The following is a 16669-nucleotide window of genomic DNA, read 5'->3' on the forward strand; positions in this document are numbered from 1 at the left end:
GGCAGGACCGGGCGCGTCCTCCAGCGCGGCGGCCAGGCCCGGGTGGGGCGCCAGGCCCGCCAGCCGGCACAGCGTCCGGAGCCGCCGCGGGTCGGTGACCGGCATGATCCCCGGGACGATCGGGATCGTCACCCCGGCCGCCCGCGCCGCCGCGACCAGGCGCTCGTAGCGCTGCGGGCGGAAGTAGACCTGCGTGATCGCGAAGTCCGCCCCGGAGCGCTGCTTGGCCAGCAGCACCTCGACGTCGTGCCGGAAGGACGGCGACTCCGGGTGCCGGGTCGGGTAGGCGGCCACGCCCACGGCGAGCCGGCCGGCCGCCAGGGCCGCGGTGTGGCGCTGCTCGACCTCGCGCACGAGCTCCACGAGCTCGCCGGCGTGCCGCAGCTCGCCCGGCTCGGCCCCCGGGTCGAGGTCGCCGCGCAGGGCCAGGACGCCCCGGACGCCGCGGCGGACCAGTGCGGCCACGGTCTGCTCCAGCTCGGCCCGGGTGCTGCCGACGCACGTCAGGTGGGCCAGGGGCCGCAGGCTCGTGCGCGCCAGGAGGTGGTCGAGCAGGGCGAGCGAGCTGTCCCGGCGCTGCTCGTCCCCGCTGTACGTCACCGAGACGTGGTCGGGACGGGTGGGCTCGAGCTCCTCGATAGTCCGCAGCAGCATGTCGGCGCTCGCCGCGCTGCGCGGCGGATAGAGCTCGTAGGACAGGGACGGCGGCGCCGGCCGGGCGGTCGGGCGTGGTGTCACGTTCTTCCTCCAAGGGTCACCCCGAGGGAGGGCAGCAGCCGTCCCGGAGTGGACCCGGGAGGCTGCGACAGCTCCATCGGTCCTGGCGGGAGCACCGTTCCGTGCACCCCGTGGCGGGGGCGCGGATGGTTGCTGCGGCGTCGACGAGCCAGGTCTCTCGGCCGCTCTGGATAGATGCAGGACCCATTCCAACGGCTGCCCCGCTGCGCTGCCAAGTGCGGGCGCCCAGAAGACGCCGGTGCGCCGACTGTGACGACCGCGGCGTCACAGGACGCAACACGGACGCGCGACGACGCACCGGCGGCGAGGCCCATGAGGAGCGCAGGTCCGGGGCCGTCACGATCCGGTCTCGGGTCTTGCCGGGCCGGGGCGGGCGGCCTAGTCTTTGACAACCAACAGGTTGATCAAGGAATCAGTTGACAAACACCGTGGATCCCGGCGACGACGAGCTCGACAGGGCCTTCCTGGCCCTGGCCGACCCGGTCCGCCGCCGCATCGTCGCCCGGCTCAGCCGCGGACCGGCCACGGTCACCGAACTGGCGGAACCCTTCGCGATCTCCCTCCAGGCGGTCTCGAAGCACATCCAGGTCCTCGAGCAGGCGCAGCTCGTCACGCGCACCCGTGACGCCCAGCGCCGGCCCGTCCACCTGGACCCCGCACGGCTCGAGGCGCTCACCGCGTGGATCGACCGGTACCGGCTGGTCCGGGAGGAGCAGTTCCGCCGCCTCGACGCCGTGCTCGACACCCGAGCCGCGGACCGCGGCGAGCACACCCAGGACTGAACCATGGGACACGCACTGCACCTGACCGTCCCCGACGGCCTGCCCTTCATCGACTTCGAGCGCGAGTTCGACCACCCCGTGGCCGACGTCTTCCGCGCCCACGCCGACCCCGAGCTGTTCCGGCAGTGGATCGGGCCGCGCGGGCTGCGGACCCGGATCGACGGCTTCGAGTTCCGCCCCGGCGGCGCCTACCGGTTCGTCCAGCGCGGCGAGGACGGCGCCGAGGAGTACGCCTTCCGCGGCGTCTTCCACACGGTGCGCGAGAACGAGCTCGTGGTCCAGACCTTCGAGTACGAGGGCTGGCCCGACGCCGTGGACCTGGAGTACCTGTATTTCGAGGACCTGGGCGACGGCCGGTGCCGGCTGCGCGGGCACACCGTCCACGCGTCCCAGGAGGCCCGCGACGGGATGGTCGGATCCGGCATGGAGAAGGGCGTGGCCGAGGGCTACGAGCGGCTCGAGGAGCTGCTGGGCGGGCGGACCGCGCAGGGCGGGGCCTGACCGTGGACTGGACGCTCGAGGTGGTGCTGGTGCCGGTGCGCGACGTCGACCGGGCCGTGGAGTTCTACCGGGACCAGGTCGGCTTCCACCTCGACCACCACACCACCACCGAGCAGATGGACATCGCCCAGCTGACCCCGTCCGGGTCCGGCTGCTCGATCGTGGTGGGCAACCTCCCCGCCCACCGGGAGATGGCCCCCGGATCCCTGCGCGGGCTCCAGCTGGTGGTCGCGGACGCCCGGGCGGCCCGCGAGGAGCTGCTGTCCCGGGGCGTGGAGGTGAGCGGGATCACGGTGCTCGACGAGCGGGACGGCGGCACCGTCTTCGGCTTCAGCGACCCCGACGGCAACTCGTGGGCGGTCCAGGAGCTGCGGGTCCGCGCCGAGCGCCCGCTGATCCCGCCGGAGCACCGCCTCTGACACCGTCACCGGCGCCGGCGACGGCCGCGCACCGCGGCATGTCCTGTGCCCGTGGCCCCGGCGGAGCCGCGGCTCCGCCGGATCAGTCCTGCGGGGCGTGCTCGGCCCGGCGGCCGAGCACCTTCGAGGCCAGGGCGATGAGCGCCACCAGCCCGGCCGTGAGCAGGAGCTGGCCCCGCACGGCGCCGTCGAGCAGCCCGAGCAGGACGATCCCGGCGAGGAGCGCCAGCGCCAGGTACGACAGCCACGGGAAGGCCCACATCCGCAGGGGCAGCTCGGTGCCGTCCCGGTCCGCGCGGCGGCGCAGGACGATCTGCGAGACCAGCGCGAGCCCCCAGACGACCAGGCAGGTCGCGCCCACGGTGTTGAGCATCCACAGCAGCACGGTCTCGGGCCACCGGTAGTTCAGCACCACGGCGGCGAAGCCGAAGAGCACGGAGACGACCACCGCGCTCCGGGGGACCCCGCGGTCGGAGACGTCGGCGAAGGCCCGCGGCGCCGAGCCGCGGCGGGCCAGCGACCAGAGCATCCGGGACGCGCCGTAGATGTTCGCGTTGAGGGCCGAGAGCAGCGCCAGGATGATGACCACGGCCATCAGCACGTCCGCGCCGGGCACCCCGGCGGTCTCCAGCACGGCCACGAACGGGCTGACCGAGAGCTGCTCGTCGTTCCACGGCAGCACCAGGACCATGACGGTCACGGCGCCCACGTAGAAGACGAGGATCCGGACCAGGATGGTGCGCACGGCGCGGGCCACGTTGCGCTGCGGGTCCTCGGTCTCCGCGGCGGCGATGGTCACGAGCTCCGTGCCGCCGAACGCGAAGACCACCACGAGCAGCGCGGCGGCCACCCCGGTCGGGCCGTGGGGCAGGAAGCCGCCGTGGGCGGTGAGGTTCGCGAGCCCCGGGGAGGGCTCCTCGGTCAGGCCCAGGAGCACGGCGATCCCGACCGCGAGGAAGGCCAGCACCGCGAGCACCTTCATCAGCGCGAACCAGAACTCGGTCTCCCCGAGCGTGCGCACCCGCACCAGGTTGATCGCCGTGAACACCACCATGAACAGCAACGCCAGCACCCACTGCTCGGCCACCGGCCACAGCTCCGTGAGCAGCTGGGCCGCGGCCGTGGCCTCCGCCGCGACCACCACCACGATCTGCGCCCACCACAGCCAGCCGAGGGTGCGTCCCACGGTGCGGCCCATGGCCTTCTCGGCGTAGGTGGAGAACGCGCCGGGGGACGGATCCGCGGCGGCCATCTCGCCCAGCGCCCGCATCACGAGCACGAGCAGCACGCACGCCACCAGGAAGGACAGCAGCACCGCCGGCCCGGCGGTGCGGATCGCGGCGCCCGTGCCGATGAACAGGCCGGTGCCGATCGCGCTGCCCAGGGCCATCATCACGAGGTGCCGGGCCTTGAGGTGGGTGCCCGGGGCGGCCGCGGGCGCGGAGGACGGGGACCCGCCCGGGGTCCACGTGGAAGGGGAACTCATGAGCATCGAGGGTATCGGACCGCGGCGGCCGCCGGACGGGGCGGCGGATGCCGGTCCCGGGTCACGGCCCGCTAGACTTGCACGGTACGAGCCCCTGGGTCTCTTCCTGCCGGCGTCGCGCCGTCCCGGTCGCGCGGGTGGGAGCGGGCCGACGCAGGGGCGTTGTCGTGCCCGGCCGGTGCGCGCCTCCGCCGGGGCCCGCGGGAGAAGTCCCGTTCCATCCAGGCAGGAGAGTCGTTCAATGCCAGCAATCGTGATCGTCGGCGCCCAGTGGGGCGACGAGGGCAAGGGCAAGGCCACCGACCTGCTGGGAGGCCGCGTGGACTACGTGGTCAAGCCCAACGGCGGCAACAACGCGGGGCACACCGTGGTGGTGGGCGGCGACAAGTTCGAGCTCAAGCTCCTGCCGGCGGGCATCCTGAGCCCCAACGCCGTCCCCGTGATCGGCAACGGCGTCGTCGTCAATCCCCAGGCCCTCTTCGAGGAGATCGACGGCCTCGAGGCGCGCGGGGCGGACACCTCCCGGCTGCGCGTCTCCGCGAACGCCCACCTCGTGGCCCCGTACCACCAGACGATGGACCAGGTCTCGGAGCGCTTCCTCGGCAAGCGGGCGATCGGCACCACGGGCCGCGGCATCGGACCCGCCTACATGGACAAGGTCGGCCGGCTCGGCATCCGCGTCCAGGACGTCCTGGACGAGTCGATCCTGCGGCAGAAGATCGAGGGCGCGCTGCGGCAGAAGAACGAGCTGCTCGTGAAGCTCTACAACCGCCGGGACATCGACGTCGAGGAGGTCGTGCAGTACTTTCTGGGCTACGCCGACCGGCTCGCCCCGATGATCGTGGACTCGACCTACCTGCTCAACCAGGCCCTCGACGAGGACAAGGTGGTGCTCATGGAGGGCGGCCAGGCGACCTTCCTCGACGTCGACCACGGCACCTACCCGTTCGTGACGTCCTCCAACCCCACCGCGGGCGGCGCGTCCGTGGGCTCGGGCATCGGGCCGACCCGCATCACCCGGGCGATCGGCATCATCAAGGCCTACACCACCCGCGTGGGCGCCGGGCCGTTCCCCACCGAGCTCTTCGACGAGATGGGCGAGCAGCTGCGCACCACCGGCGGCGAGTTCGGCGTCAACACGGGCCGTCCCCGCCGCACCGGCTGGTACGACGCCGTGATGGCCCGCCACGCCTCCCGGATCAACGGCTTCACCGACTACTTCCTCACCAAGCTCGACGTCCTCACCGGCATCGAGCAGATCCCGGTGTGCGTGGCCTACGACGTCGACGGCGTCCGGCACGACGAGATGCCGATGACCCAGACCGAGTTCCACCACGCGAAGCCGATCTTCGAGCACTTCGCCGGGTGGGAGGAGAACATCACCGGCTGCCGCACCCTGGAGGACCTGCCGGCGAACGCCCGGGCCTACGTCGAGGCGCTCGAGTCGATGAGCGGCACCCGGATGTCCGCGATCGGCGTGGGCCCGGACCGCGACGACACCATCGTGGTGCGCGACCTCATCAACTGATCCCTCCTCTCCTCCGCGCGGTTGCACGCGTCGGCGACCTCGAGCGCCCCGGTCGCCGGCACGTGCGACCTCGCGGGCAGGCAGGGAAACGCTCAGACGAGGACCAGGACCACCCAGATGCCGAGGGCGCCGAGGGCGAGCATCGCGGCCGAGGTCGCCAGCACGGCGCCGACCTCCGGCTCCGTGCCCTCCTCGACGATGCCGCGGGCGCTGCGGACGTAGCGGGGGCGCTGCGTGACGTAGATCGCCGCCGCCGTGAGGACCGCCAGGCCGAACAGCACCAGCACGAACGGCCCGTGGTGCGGCAGCCAGCGCAGGAAGATCGCCGAGACCACCACGAAGGACATCAGGGTCCGGCCCCAGGCCATCGTGGTGCGCTCCGGCTGCAGCCCGGGGTCCCCGTGCGGCGGCCGAGGGGGGTCCGGGGGCCCCGGAGGGCGGCGGAGCTGCGGGCGGGGCATCTCAGCCCTGCAGGACGACGACGACGAGCACTCCCGCCGCGATCGCCCCGCCCACCGCGAGCACCGGTGCGATCAAAGGCAGGGGCAGCGGGGCCTGGCGCCGCATGCTCCGCTCCACCCCGATCCAGCGGAACGTGGCGCCCGCGCTGAGGAGCATGCTCAGCACCAGCAGCACGATCGCGAGGAACTTCCGCACGCCGTCGTCGAACAGGTCCGCGGTGAACGCCTCGATGGCGATCCCGCCGGCCAGGAACGCGAGCGCGGTCCGGATCCAGGCGAGGAACGTGCGCTCGTTGGCCAGCGTGAACCGGGGGTCGGGGGCGGTCCCGCCGCCGAGCACGCGCTCGGACAGCCGGCGTCGCCCCGGGGTCTCGGACTGCTCGCCCATCGCCTGCCCTTCGCTCGCACGGTCGTGTCGGCCCCATCCTGCCACGGGCGGGGGCACGGGCCGGGACGCAGGCCGGTCGCGGATGCACCGGTCGCGGATACAGTGGGAGCTCCAGCCGCGACCCGCCGAGGAGGACACCCGTGAAGATCGCCGTCGGACAGTTCGCACCCACCGCCGACACGGCCGAGAACCTGCGGACCATGCGCCGGCTCACCGAGCAGGCCGCGGCCGGCGGGGCGCAGCTGGTGGTGTTCCCGGAGGAGGCCATGTTCTCCGAGCAGCTCCTCGGGGAGGACTTCGAGGAGCTGGTGCTGCGCGGCTGGTCCGGGTTCGTCCAGCAGCTGTCCTTCCTGGCCGCGCAGACCGGCGTCGCCGTGATCGCGGGCGGCTACGAGGGCTCCGCCGACGGGCGCCCCTACAACACGCTCGTGGCCGTGGACGCGCAGGGCGCGATCCTCGGCACGTACCGCAAGCTCCACCTCTACGACGCCTTCAGCCACCGGGAGTCCGACCGGATCCGCCCGGGGGACAAGGGCGTCACGGTGGTGCGGATCGGGGAGCTCGCGGTCGGCATGATCACCTGCTACGACCTGCGCTTCCCCGAGATCTGCCGCGCCGTGGTCGACGCCGGGGCGGAGCTGCTCACCGTGCCCGCGGCCTGGTTCGCCGGCGAGCACAAGGTGGACCACTGGCAGGCACTGCTCAAGGCCCGCGCGATCGAGAACACCGTCTGGGTCGCGGCCGCGGACACCTGCTCCGAGCACACGGTGGGCCGCTCCGCGGTGCTCGACCCGCTCGGCGTGGTGGTCGCCGAGGCGGGGGAGGACGAAACCGTGCTGACCGCCGACGTCACGCGCGAGCGCATCGCCGAGGTGCGCGAGACCGTGCCCGTGCTCGCGAACCGCCGGTTCGGCCCGGCGGAGCTGCTGCCCTCCGACGAGGGCTGAGGCGACCGCCGACCGACCGATTGAACCGACCGACCGACTGAACCGACCGACCGGTCTGACCGACTGCACCGACGACCCCTGGAGGACCCCGTGGACGACGACCGCTCCGATGCCCCGCCGCGCCCGGACGGCCCCGGCGGGTCCGGGCACGCCGGCGGCGGCCCGACGACCCCGTGGGGCCCACCGCCGCCGTGGCAGGCGGAGCGCTTCGCCGTGGGCCGCAGCCACGCCGACACCGCGCTGATCCTCGGCATCCTGAGCGTGGTGGTGCTGCCCCTGCTGGGCCCCTTCGCGATCTGGCAGGCGCGGGAGGCCGAGAAGCTCGGCACCCCCGCCGTTCCCGGGCGGGTGCTCGGCTGGGTCGGCACCGTCCTGCTCGGCGTCCTGGTGCTGTTCCTCGTCCTGTGGCTGGTCGCCGTCGTGTTCCTGGTCAGCTCCGGCGGCTGAGCCGGGGGCTGGGACGGATCCCGGCCCCCGGTCACCAGATGCGCACGCGCTCCACCTCGGGCAGCCACAGCGCGTCCGTCTCCCGCACCCCGAACGCCTCGTAGAAGGCGGGGACGTTGCGGACCGTCTGGTTCGCCCGGAACTCGTTGGGGGAGTGCGGGTCGGTGGCGATGCGGTGGCGCAGCGCCTCGTCGCGGGACTTCTGCTGCCACACGTAGGCCCAGGACAGGAAGAGGCGCTGCTCGGGGCTGTAGCCGTCGATCAGCTCCCCGGGGCCGAAGGCGCTGCCGGTCTCCCGGGACATCCGCCACGCCTGGTGGGCGATCGTGAGCCCGCCCAGGTCCCCGATGTTCTCCCCGAGGGTGAGCTCGCCGTTGACGTGCGTGCCCTCCTCCGCGAGCTGCTCCGGGACCAGGCGGTCGTACTGGCGCACCAGCTCCGCCGTGCGCTCCTCGAAGGCCTGCCGGTCGGCGTCGGTCCACCAGTTGCGCAGCCGGCCGTCGCCGTCGCAGGTCGAGCCCTTGTCGTCGAAGCCGTGGCCGATCTCGTGGCCGATCACGGAGCCGATCGCGCCGTAGTTCACGGCGTCGTCGGCGTCCTCGTCGAAGAACGGGGGCTGCAGGATCGCGGCCGGGAAGACGATCTCGTTGCGCAGCGGGTGGTAGTAGGCGTTGACCGTCTGCGGGGTCATGAGCCACTCGTGCTTCTCCACCGGCTGGCCCGCCTTGCGGACGAGCTCGGCGAGCCGGAACTCCGTGGTGCGGATCCGGTTGCCCACCAGGTCCTCGGGGTCGATCCGCAGGGAGGAGTAGTCCTTCCACTTCTCGGGGTAGCCGATCTTCGGGGTGAACTGGGAGAGCTTCTTCAGCGCCTCCTGGCGGGTCTCCTCGGTCATCCAGTCCAGGCCCGTGATCGAGACGCGGTAGGCCTCCAGGAGGTTGGCCACGAGCTCGTCCATCCGCTCCTTGGCGGTGGGGGAGAAGTGCGCGGCGACGTAGAGCTCGCCCACGGCCTCGCCGAGGACCCCGTTGACGAGCTCGACCCCGCGCTTCCAGCGGTCCTTGAGCCGCGGGGTCCCCGAGAGCACGGTGCCGTAGAAGGCGAAGTCCTCCTCGACGAACGCGGACGACAGGTAGGAGGCGCGCGCGGAGACCAGGTGCCAGCGGGCCCAGGACCGCCAGGCCGGCAGCAGCTCGTCGACGAGCAGCTCCTCGACCCCGGTGAAGAAGCTCGGCTGGGCGTTGACCACGGTGCGCAGCGCCGTCCCGGGCAGCTCCGCGCCCTCGGCCAGGAGCCGCCAGTCGAGGACCGCGGTGGAGGCCGCGAGCTCCTCGAAGCCCATGGGGTTGTACATCTTGGTGAGGTCGCGGACCGTGACCTTGTCCCAGTGGTGGGCGGCGATCCGCGTCTCGAGGTCCACCACGGCGCGGGCCTGCTCCTCGGCGTCCTCGACCCCGGCCAGGGACAGCATGGTCCGCACGTGCTCCAGGTACTTCCCGCGGATCGTGGCGTGCTGGTCGTCCCGGTAGTACTCCTCGTCGGGCAGGCCCAGCCCCGACTGCCCCACGAACACGAGCTGGCGCTCGGGGTCGCCCGGGTCGGCGTCGACGTCCACGCCGACCAGGCCGCCCGCACCGCGGCGGATCATCCGGCCCAGGTGGCGCACCAGGCCGGGGACGTCCGCCACGGCGTCGACCTCCGCGAGGTCCGGGGCGAGGGGGGAGGCGCCGAGCGCCTCGATCCGCTCCTCGTCCATGAAGGACGCGTAGAGGTTCGCGATCTTGGACTCCACGGCCTCCGGGTCCCCGGCGCGGGCCCGGGTGATGAGCTCGCGCACGGCGGCCTCCGCCTGGTCCCGCAGCTCGATGAACGCGCCCACGGACGGCTTGTCGTCGGGGATCTCGGTCCGGCGCTGCCAGGTGCCGTTGACGTGGCGGTAGAGGTCGTCCTGGGGGCGGACGGAGCGGTCGAAGCCGGAGAGGTCGAACACCGAAGAGGTCACCGTGGATGTCATGCCCACCACGTTAACCGGCTCCCGGCGGAGCGGGCGGGCTGTTCCCCGACCGCTTAACCCGGTTCGTCCCGGGTCCGGCCCGCGTGCGCCCCGGGGCCGGACCCGGCGGGACCGTCCTCCCGGGTCAGGACCGGCCGCCGGTGAACCGCGGCGGGCGCTTCTGCTGGAACGCGGCGAAGCCCTCGGCGTAGTCGGCGCTGCGGCACAGCTCGCCCTGCACCCGGTTCTCGTTCTCGACGGACTCCCACAGCCCCAGGCGCTCGTCGCGGATCTGGGCCACGAGCTCGCGGGAGGCGAGGAACGCGCCGGTCGCGCCCTCGGCCACGGCCGCCGCCTTGGCCCGGGTGAGCTCGAGCAGCTCGTCGGCGGGCACCGAACGGCTGAACAGCCCGGAGCGCACGGCCTCCTGGCCGCTCATCAGCTCGGCCGTGTAGATGAGGTCCAGGGTCCGGTGGGCGCCGAGCCGCTCGGTGAACAGGGCGTGCCCTCCCGAGTCGAGGGTCGCGCCCAGGTTCGCGAAGGGGGAGCCGATCTTGGCGCTGTCGGCGACGTAGACCACGTCCGTGGCGATCGCCAGGCCGAGCCCCACGCCCAGGCACGCGCCCTGCACGGCGGCGAACGTCGGGGCGGGGAACCGGGTCATGGCGCGCAGCAGCGGGGTGACCTTCCCGGCCAGGAAGCCGTGGGCGTCGTCGCTCGCGGGGTCCACCGCGGAGATGTCGCGGCCGGCGCAGAAGCCGCGGCCCTCGCCGCGCAGCACGAGGGCCCGGACGCCGGCCCTCGCCGCCTCGGCGTAGGCGTCGCCGAGCTCGGCGAGTGCCGCCTCGTCCAGGGCGTTCATCCTGCCGGGGGCGTTCAGCACCACTTCGGCCACGGATCCGTCGATGGTCAGGTCGATCACTGCTGCTCCTCGGTGAGGTCGGGACTGGGGGCGGGACGGCCCGGGGGGCCCGGCACCTGCACGGTGCCGGGCCCCCGGAGCGAGCGGCTCAGGCGTCGAAGTCGACGACGAGCTGCTTGGAGGTGGGGCGGGTCTGGCAGGTGAGCACGTAGCCCTTCTCGATCTCGTCCTTCTCGAGGGCGTAGTTCTCCTCCATCACGAACTCCCCGGAGACGACCTTCGCGCGGCACGTGCCGCACACCCCGCCGGCGCACGCGAACGGGACGTCGGGGCGGACCCGGAGCGCGGCGTTGAGGACCGTCTCCTGCGCGTTCTTCGGGGACTCGATCGAGCTGGACAGGCCGTCGAGGTTGAACGTGATGTCGTAGCTCTCGCCCGAGGGGTCGGCCTGGACCACGCGGCCCTGCTGGCCCTGGGGGTTCTCGGGGCGGCCGGTGCTGAAGAGCTCGAAGCGGATCTTGTCCTCGGCCACGCCGCGCTCCGCGAGGGTGTCCCGGCACAGCTGGACGAGCTCGAACGGCCCGCACAGGAACCACTCGTCCGTCCGGTCCACCTGGAGCACCTCGTCCAGGATGTCCTGGAGCTTGTCGGCGTCGATCCGTCCGGACATCAGCGGGCTGATCCGCTGCTCGCGGGAGAGCACGTGGTGGACCGCCAGGCGGGACGGGTACTTGTCCTTGAGGTCCCCGAGCTCCTCGGCGAACATGACCTCCATCGCGGAGCGGTTCGCGTAGACGAGGTCGAACGTGGAGGACTCCGAGGCGCGCAGCACGGCCTTGGCGATCGCCATGATCGGGGTGATCCCGGAGCCCGCGGCGAAGGCCACGAGGTGCACCGAGGCGTTCTTCGCGACCTCCTCGGCGGCGAGCCGCTCGGGGTCGTTCATGCTGGTGAGCCCGAGCTTGGAGATGAACGCGCCCTGGGGGTTCATGACGTCGAGCGTGTCGCCGGCCTTCAGGGAGCTGTTGGCCCAGGTGGAGAAGACCCCGCCGATGTCCTGCTTGATCGCCACCCGGATCTCGCCCGGCCGCGGCTCCGCGCAGATCGAGTAGGACCGGCGGACCTCCTGCCCGTCGATGTGGGCGCGCAGCGCCACGTACTGACCGGGCAGGTAGTCGTAGTCGTCCACGAGCTCCGGGGGCACCGTGAAGGCCACCTCGACGGAGTCCGCGGTGAGCTTGCGGACCTGGGAGACCTCGAGGGTGTTGAACGTGGCCCGGCGCCGGGCGGGGGCGGTGATCTCGGTCATCAGTGCACCTTGAAGTAGTCGAAGGGTTCCAGGCACTCGTTGCAGACGTGGAGCGCCTTGCAGGCGGTGGACCCGAAGCGGGTCAGCTCGCGGGTGTTCAGGGAGTGGCAGCGCGGGCACTTGACGGTGAGCCCCAGCCGGACGGGGCCGGCGGCGGTCCGGCCGCTGGGCGGGGCGATGCCGTACTCGTCGAGCTTGCGCCTGCCCTCGTCGCTCATCCAGTCCGTGGTCCACGCCGGCTGCAGCACGAGGTCGACCCGCACGTCGTCGTAGCCCTCGGCGTTGAGCGCCCGGGTGACGTCCGTGGTGATGGTCTCCATCGCGGGGCACCCGGAGTAGGTCGGGGTGATGACGACGACGGCGCGCGCGCCCTCCAGCCGGGCGTCCCGCAGGATGCCGAGGTCGGCGATGGAGAGCACGGGGATCTCGGGGTCGTTCACCGTGGCGGCGATGTCCCAGACGCGGCCGGCGGCCTCGTCCCGGGGGCGCAGCTCGCGGCCGGTCACCTGCGTGGCGCCCGTCTGCTCGGAGCCGGTCATCGTCATCGCCTCCTCACCAGGTGGCGCCGGGGTGCTGGCGGGCCAGCACCTGCATCTCGGCGAGGATGTGGCCGCGCTGCTCGCTGAACTGCCCCGAGCGGTCGCCGCCCCAGGCACCCAGGACCTCGGGGACGGACAGTCCTGCCTCGTCGAGGATCGCGGTGATCCGGCGGTCGAAGTCGGCGCGCAGGGAAGACGGGAGCACGGCGACGGCCCCGAGGGACTCGACGAGCTCGTCGTCGTGGAACAGCTCGTCCACGTAGGGCCACATGTAGGTGAGGCCGGCCTGGACGCGGCGCTTGGACTCCTCCGTGCCGAGGCCCAGGCGCAGGATCCACTGGCTCGCGTGGTCCTGGTGGTACTCGACCTCCTTGAGCGCCTTGTCCGCGATGGCCGCGAGCGTCGGGTCGGTGGAGCGGACGAGGCGGCGGTAGAGCTCGTACTGGTAGTAGGAGAAGATCAGCTGCCGGGCGATGGTCTGCCCGAAGTCGCCGTTCTCCTGCTCCACGAGGCGGCAGGAGCGGAACTCCTCCTCGTCGCGGAAGTAGGCGAGGTCGTCCTCGGTCTTCCCCCACGCGGTGCCCGCGTAGGTGAGCAGGAAGCGGGCGTGCCCGAGCAGGTCCAGGGCGATGTTGGCCAGCGCGATGTCCTCCTCGAGCTCCGGGGCCCGGGCGATCCACCAGCCGAGGCGCTGGGCGAGCATCAGGGCGTCGTCGCCCAGGTACAGGGCGTAGCGGGCCACGTCCTCGGGGGCCTTGGCTCCGCCGGCCCGGATGTCCTCCGCGGTGATGGCGTCGCCCGCGCTCTGCCGGGTCGCGGACTCGTGGGATGCGTAGCTCACAGGTGCTTCACCCCTTCGCTCTTGGTGTAGTACGTGGCGTGGCGGTAGCTCTTGCCCTGGGCGGACTCGAAGAACCCGCCCTTGGAGTCGGGGTCCGAGGCGGTGATGGCCGCGGAGGGCACCACCCACACGGAGGTCCCCTCGTTGCGGCGGGTGTAGAGGTCCCGGGCGTTGCGCACGGCCATCGTGGCGTCCGGGGCGTGCAGGGATCCGGCGTGGACGTGGGAGAGCCCGCGCGAGGACCGCACGAACACCTCCCACAGGGGCCACTCGTCCGAGGGCGCGCCGATCGGGCTCACGGTGTTCTCGCTCATGCTCAGGCTCCGATGAGTTCGGCGGAGGCGCGCTCCGCGGCGGTCTTGCGGGCGTAGGCGGCGGCGGCCTCGCGGACCCAGGCGCCGTCCTCGTGCGCCGTGCGGCGGCGCTGCATGCGCTGGAGGTTGCACGGGCCCCGGCCGCCGACGACGGCCTTGAACTCGTCCCAGTCCAGCGGTCCGTAGTCGTAGTGGCCGCGCTCCTCGTTCCACTTGAGGTCCGGGTCCGGCAGGGTCAGGTCCAGTGCCGCGGCCTGCTCCACGATCATGTCCACGAAGCGCTGGCGCAGCTCGTCGTTGGAGAAGCGCTTGATGTTCCACGCCATGGACTGCTTCGAGTTGGGCGAGTCGTCGTCCGGGGGGCCGAACATCTGCAGCGAGGGGCCGTAGAAGCGGTTCACGGCGTCCTGGGCCATCTGCTTCTGGGCGGGCGTGCCGTGCGAGAGCTCGTAGAGGATCTCCCAGCCCTGGCGCTGGTGGAAGGACTCCTCCTTGCAGATGCGGACCATGGCCCGGCCGTAGGGGCCGTAGGAGGCCCGGCACAGCGGAACCTGGTTGGCGATCGCCGCGCCGTCCACGAGCCAGCCGATGGCGCCCATGTCGGCCCAGGTGCGCGCGGGGTAGTTGAAGATCGAGGAGTACTTGGCCCGGCCGTCCAGCAGCTGCTGGTTGAGCTCGGAGCGGGGGGTGCCCAGGGTCTCGGCGGCGGAGTAGAGGTACAGCCCGTGGCCGGCCTCGTCCTGCACCTTGGCCATGAGGATGGCCTTGCGCTTGAGGGACGGCGCCCGGGAGATCCAGTTGCCCTCCGGCTGCATGCCGATGATCTCGGAGTGGGCGTGCTGCGAGACCTGGCGGACCAGGGTCTTGCGGTAGGCGGCGGGCATCCAGTCGCGCGGCTCGATCCGGGAGTCCTCGGCGATGATGCGGTCGAAGTGCTGCTCGCCCGCGCGGTCCAGCTCCGCCTGCTCGGCCGCGTCCGCGGCGGGCACGGCGTGGAGCCCCGTGTTCTGCGTAGTCATGGTGTCCCTCTTCCGACGAGATGGCGCCGCGGGGCGGGAGGGCCGCACGCGACTAACTGACCGTTCGTTCAGAATATAAGCCCCCGGGGGTGGCGTCAACAGGTGACGCCGATGGCGTGCCCCCACGCTCCTCCGGGGCGGTGCGGGTTGACACGGGCGGCGGAGTGGGATTGTCTACTGAACATTCGGTCGTGAACTGTGAGGAGAGTTACATGTCCCAGGGCCATCCGATCCTCGCGGGGGACCACACCTCGCGCTGGATGGGCATCACCGTGGACCGTGCCGAGTACGGCCACGCCCAGATCCGCATGACCCTGCGGGAGGAGATGCTCAACGGGTTCGGCATCGCCCACGGCGGCATGGTCTTCGCCTTCGCGGACACCTGCTTCGCCCTCGCCTGCAACGACCCCGCCGGGGACGGCACCACCATCACGGTGGCCGCGGGAGTGGACATCAACTTCCTCGCCTCGGCCTACCGCGGGCAGGAGCTCACCGCCGTGGGGACCGTGCGCGCCCAGGCGGGGCGCAGCGGCGTCTACGACATCCAGGTCCTGGCCGACGGCCGGCTCATCGCCGAGTTCCGGGGCCGCAGCCGCACCATCCCCAACCCCGCCCTCCGCGCGGCGAAGCCCGCGGAGCGCCCTGCCGAGGACCCTGCCGGGGACCCGGCCGCGCAGCCCGTCCTGCAGTCCGCCCAGCCGTCCGCCCCGCAGCCCGAGGAAGTCTGACATGACCGAGTGCTCCGTCCCGAACCCCTACACCCCCGCCCCCGCCCCGGCGGACCGGTCGCAGCCGGACCCCGAGGAGACGATGAGCCGGGACCAGATCGAGTCCCTGCAGGTCGAGCGGCTGCGCTGGACCCTGCACCACGCCTACGAGAACGTCGCCGCCTACACGGAGCTCTTCGACGCGCACGGCGTGCACCCCGGCGACTTCAAGGAGCTCGAGGACCTCCGGCTCTTCCCGTACACGGACAAGGAGTTCCTGCGGAAGGAGTATCCGTTCAAGTCCCTCGCGGTGCCGATGTCCGAGGTCCGGCGGATCCACGCCTCCTCCGGCACCACCGGGCAGCCCACCGTGGTGGCCTACACGCAGAACGACATCGACACCTGGGCGGGCCTCGTGGCCCGCTGCTTCCGGCTCTCGGGCGTGCGCCCCGGGGACAAGGTGCACAACGCCTACGGCTACGGTCTGTTCACGGGCGGGCTCGGTGCCCACTACGGCGCCGAGCGCCTGGGCTGCGCCGTCATCCCGATGTCCGGCGGGCAGACCGAGAAGCAGGTCCAGATGATCCGGGACTTCCAGCCCGAGGCCATCCTCTCGACCCCCACCTACCTGCTGACCATCGCCGACGGCTTCAGGAAGCTCGGCCTGGACCCGCGGGAGACGTCGTTGCGCACCGCGGTGCTCGGGGCGGAGCCCTGGACCGAGGAGATGCGCCGCGAGATCGAGACGGCCTTCGACGTCGACGCGTGCGACATCTACGGCCTCTCCGAGGTCATGGGCCCCGGCGTGGCCGGCGAGTCCGCCGCGTCCAAGGACGGCTCGCACATCTGGGAGGACCACTTCCGCCCCGAGATCATCGACCCGTTCACGGACGAGGTCCAGGACACGGGCCGGCCCGGCGAGCTCGTCTTCACGGCGCTCACCAAGGAGGCCCTGCCGATCATCCGCTACCGCACCCACGACCTGACCCGACTGCTGCCCGGCACGGACCGGCCCGGGCACCGGCGGATGGGCCGGATCACGGGCCGCTCCGACGACATGATCATCCTGCGCGGGGTCAACCTGTTCCCCTCCCAGATCGAGGAGCTCGCCCTGCAGGTGCCGGAGCTGAGCCCGCACTTCACGCTCGAGATCACCCGTCCGCACCGGATGGACCAGATGACCATCAACATCGAGCGGCGCGAGCAGGTGACCGTCGAGGCCGCCGAGGCGGGCGGCCAGAAGCTCCTGCACGCCATCAAGACGAAGATCGGCTCCTCGGCCTCGATCCGGATCGCCGAGCCGGGGACCCTCGCCCGGTCCTCCGGCAAGCTGCGCCGCGTCTACGACCACCGCAAGGACGCGTGACGCACCGGCGCCGACCCGTGCC

At 72.3% G+C, this 16669-nt stretch carries 19 protein-coding genes and 1 riboswitch; of the genes, 8 read left to right on the forward strand and 11 right to left on the reverse strand.

Going from position 1 to position 16669, the window contains the following annotated elements; all coding sequences use genetic code 11:
• Positions 1-738: methylenetetrahydrofolate reductase (locus CRM73_RS09225; RefSeq protein WP_229587469.1), on the reverse strand; the 738-nt coding region annotated here is incomplete at its 3' end.
• Positions 739-808: 70 nt separating this feature from the next.
• A riboswitch (SAM riboswitch) is annotated at positions 809-915 on the reverse strand.
• 251 nt (positions 916-1166) lie between these two features.
• On the opposite strand from CRM73_RS09225, the gene CRM73_RS09230 reads away from it, so the two are divergent.
• From CRM73_RS09230 to CRM73_RS09240, 3 genes are read left to right on the forward strand one after another with little or no spacing between them, the layout of a single operon-like run.
• Positions 1167-1520, forward strand: coding sequence for a helix-turn-helix transcriptional regulator (locus CRM73_RS09230; protein WP_017833076.1), 354 nt, complete (start codon positions 1167-1169; stop codon positions 1518-1520).
• Positions 1521-1523: 3 nt separating this feature from the next.
• Positions 1524-2021 (forward strand): SRPBCC family protein, encoded by a 498-nt coding sequence (locus tag CRM73_RS09235; protein WP_229587470.1) that lies wholly within the window; start codon positions 1524-1526, stop codon positions 2019-2021.
• A gap of 2 nt (positions 2022-2023) precedes the next feature.
• A complete protein-coding gene (locus CRM73_RS09240) occupies positions 2024-2440 on the forward strand; it encodes a VOC family protein (RefSeq protein WP_229587471.1) in 417 nt (138 codons plus the stop codon).
• Between the two features lie 82 nt (positions 2441-2522).
• On the opposite strand, the gene CRM73_RS09245 is transcribed toward CRM73_RS09240, so the two are convergent.
• Positions 2523-3932, reverse strand: a complete 1410-nt coding sequence (locus tag CRM73_RS09245) for an amino acid permease (protein ID WP_229587472.1) — start codon at positions 3930-3932, stop codon at positions 2523-2525.
• Positions 3933-4167: 235 nt separating this feature from the next.
• Here CRM73_RS09245 and CRM73_RS09250 point away from each other — a divergent pair, with 235 nt between their 5' ends.
• Positions 4168-5454, forward strand: coding sequence for an adenylosuccinate synthase (locus CRM73_RS09250; RefSeq protein ID WP_031282833.1), 1287 nt, complete (start codon positions 4168-4170; stop codon positions 5452-5454).
• Positions 5455-5546: 92 nt separating this feature from the next.
• Here CRM73_RS09250 and CRM73_RS09255 read toward each other — a convergent pair whose 3' ends face one another.
• Positions 5547-5915 carry a DUF202 domain-containing protein gene (locus CRM73_RS09255; protein ID WP_035927992.1) on the reverse strand — a complete coding sequence of 123 codons (369 nt, stop codon included), beginning with the start codon at positions 5913-5915 and terminating at the stop codon, positions 5547-5549.
• A gap of 1 nt (position 5916) precedes the next feature.
• Positions 5917-6303: a YidH family protein gene (locus tag CRM73_RS09260; protein WP_095649816.1), complete on the reverse strand. Its 387-nt coding sequence runs from the start codon at positions 6301-6303 to the stop codon at positions 5917-5919.
• A 140-nt stretch (positions 6304-6443) separates the two neighbouring features.
• Here CRM73_RS09260 and CRM73_RS09265 point away from each other — a divergent pair, with 140 nt between their 5' ends.
• A complete protein-coding gene (locus CRM73_RS09265) occupies positions 6444-7250 on the forward strand; it encodes a carbon-nitrogen hydrolase family protein (RefSeq protein WP_229587473.1) in 807 nt (268 codons plus the stop codon).
• A gap of 90 nt (positions 7251-7340) precedes the next feature.
• Positions 7341-7697 (forward strand): hypothetical protein, encoded by a 357-nt coding sequence (locus CRM73_RS09270; protein WP_017833084.1) that lies wholly within the window; start codon positions 7341-7343, stop codon positions 7695-7697.
• A 31-nt stretch (positions 7698-7728) separates the two neighbouring features.
• Here the strand turns inward: CRM73_RS09270 and CRM73_RS09275 are convergent, their stop codons facing one another.
• From CRM73_RS09275 to paaA, 7 genes are all read right to left on the reverse strand, one after another.
• Positions 7729-9711, reverse strand: coding sequence for a M13 family metallopeptidase (locus tag CRM73_RS09275; RefSeq protein WP_136341326.1), 1983 nt, complete (start codon positions 9709-9711; stop codon positions 7729-7731).
• Between the two features lie 124 nt (positions 9712-9835).
• Positions 9836-10612: an enoyl-CoA hydratase/isomerase family protein gene (locus CRM73_RS09280; protein ID WP_017833086.1), complete on the reverse strand. Its 777-nt coding sequence runs from the start codon at positions 10610-10612 to the stop codon at positions 9836-9838.
• A gap of 88 nt (positions 10613-10700) precedes the next feature.
• Entirely contained in the window at positions 10701-11861 is a 1161-nt protein-coding gene (paaE, locus tag CRM73_RS09285) for a 1,2-phenylacetyl-CoA epoxidase subunit PaaE (protein WP_229587474.1), read from the reverse strand.
• Positions 11861-12406 carry a 1,2-phenylacetyl-CoA epoxidase subunit PaaD gene (gene paaD / locus CRM73_RS09290; protein ID WP_229587475.1) on the reverse strand — a complete coding sequence of 182 codons (546 nt, stop codon included), beginning with the start codon at positions 12404-12406 and terminating at the stop codon, positions 11861-11863. Before paaD ends, paaE begins: the two co-directional genes overlap by 1 nt.
• Positions 12407-12413: 7 nt before the next feature.
• Positions 12414-13241 carry a 1,2-phenylacetyl-CoA epoxidase subunit PaaC gene (gene paaC / locus CRM73_RS09295; RefSeq protein WP_229587477.1) on the reverse strand — a complete coding sequence of 276 codons (828 nt, stop codon included), beginning with the start codon at positions 13239-13241 and terminating at the stop codon, positions 12414-12416.
• A complete protein-coding gene (paaB, locus tag CRM73_RS09300) occupies positions 13238-13555 on the reverse strand; it encodes a 1,2-phenylacetyl-CoA epoxidase subunit PaaB (RefSeq protein WP_017833090.1) in 318 nt (105 codons plus the stop codon). The genes paaC and paaB overlap by 4 nt, the downstream gene beginning before the upstream one ends.
• A 2-nt stretch (positions 13556-13557) precedes the next feature.
• Positions 13558-14574: a 1,2-phenylacetyl-CoA epoxidase subunit PaaA gene (gene paaA, locus CRM73_RS09305; RefSeq protein WP_109268536.1), complete on the reverse strand. Its 1017-nt coding sequence runs from the start codon at positions 14572-14574 to the stop codon at positions 13558-13560.
• A 212-nt stretch (positions 14575-14786) separates the two neighbouring features.
• Here paaA and CRM73_RS09310 point away from each other — a divergent pair, with 212 nt between their 5' ends.
• Together CRM73_RS09310 and CRM73_RS09315 are read left to right on the forward strand one after the other, a co-directional pair.
• Positions 14787-15302, forward strand: coding sequence for a hotdog fold thioesterase (locus CRM73_RS09310; RefSeq protein WP_126350413.1), 516 nt, complete (start codon positions 14787-14789; stop codon positions 15300-15302).
• Between the two features lies 1 nt (position 15303).
• Positions 15304-16647 carry an AMP-binding protein gene (locus CRM73_RS09315; RefSeq protein ID WP_229587479.1) on the forward strand — a complete coding sequence of 448 codons (1344 nt, stop codon included), beginning with the start codon at positions 15304-15306 and terminating at the stop codon, positions 16645-16647.
• Positions 16648-16669 lie beyond the last annotated feature (22 nt).

The sequence above is a fragment of the Kocuria sp. CCUG 69068 genome, from assembly GCF_020833785.1.
In the GTDB taxonomy this organism is placed as follows: Bacteria; Actinomycetota; Actinomycetes; order Actinomycetales; family Micrococcaceae; genus Kocuria; species Kocuria rosea.